Origin of the sequence: Streptomyces sp. NPDC059994, assembly GCF_042737755.1 — a bacterium.
Taxonomy (GTDB): domain Bacteria; phylum Actinomycetota; class Actinomycetes; order Streptomycetales; family Streptomycetaceae; genus Streptomyces.
Window position 1 is genome coordinate 1 of sequence record NZ_JBHWUR010000228.1, and the last position, 1,241, is coordinate 1,241.

The window sequence follows — 1,241 nt, forward strand, 5'->3', positions numbered from 1 at the left end:
TGGAACGCCTACGACAAGATCCTCGGCGCCGATGACCTCACCGGGGACGGCCTCGCCGACGTCGTCGCCCGCACCGGCGACGGCAAGCTCTACCTGTACCAGGGCACCGGCATCTCCACCTCGCCGTTCAAGGCGCGCCTCTACATCGGCCCCGGCTGGCAGCAGTTCAACAACCTCGCCGCCCCCGGCGACCTCAACGGCGACGGCCGGGCCGACCTGATCGCCACCAACTCCCGCGGCGAGGCATTCCGTTACGACTCGAACGGCTACGGCAGCTTCAAGTCCCGCGCCAAGCTCGGCGACGGCTGGAACACCTACCGCGACCTGTACTAAACCCCGCAGCGGGCAGACACCCGCCACCACGAAGAGTGCCCCGCCACCGGCGACCTCACGCCACCTGGTGACGGGGCACTCCCGTCTCGGGGCTTTGTCAGGTGAAGAGTTCTGCTGCTGGATCAGGTGCGGTCCTGGCTTGCCGTCTCGTCCGGAGGCCAGGACCGCAGGATGTGTTCCGGGCCCCCGGCAGGCTGGGCGGTGAGCTGGATGAGCAGGCCCGGGCGGACTGGGTAGAGGCCGATCCACCCGCGGCAGACCCCGCCGCCAGACCGGCAGCGCCCAGGGCGAGCAGAGCCGTGCGCACGCCCGTGACGACGGTGGCCCGGGCCGGCTGGAGGCCGGGGAGGTAGTGCGCATCCATCCACCAGGGCACTCGCCACAGCGCCACACCGAATGCGCCGATTCCCGCGAGTGCCGCCAGGACGCTCCACACCCACCGCCGCAACTTCCCCCATGTGATTTTCATGCCCTCCAGCACAACCCGCCCCGCCCTGGCGAGCTGTGCGGCTCGGCACTGCTCACGCCCAGACCACCTGGACGGAGGTAGCACCTGACAACGATGAGCGGACCGCTCCACGCGGGGACGGCCGCCCGCCCGCTACGGGTGGCTGGCCTGTCCCGCTTCCCACTGCATGGTCTGCCCGGCGCCGTGGAGGAAGTCGGCGAAGGACACGGCGGTCGCTCGGTCGATCACGGCGCCGACTCGGTGGCGGAGAGCGCGCCCGGGGCGACGTGCGGCGCAAGCGCCGGCGAGGGGCGAAGAAGCCTTCGCCCCACTCGCCCTGAAGTGCGACAGCACCAGCTCGGGAGCTAGGGCCTGTGTGATGTCGTGATCATTCGGCGGTCTTCAGTAGGTCGTCGACCCAGATCATTGCGGCGCGGAGGTGGAGACCGGCGAGGTAGCT

Annotated in this window: 1 protein-coding gene; it reads left to right on the top strand. The window is 70.3% G+C overall.

Translation table 11 applies throughout. From position 1 onward, the window contains the following. Window positions 1-333: FG-GAP repeat domain-containing protein (locus tag ACFWA7_RS40000; protein WP_385828094.1), on the top strand; the 333-nt coding region annotated here is incomplete at its 5' end. Between the last annotated feature and the right edge of the window lie 908 nt (window positions 334-1,241).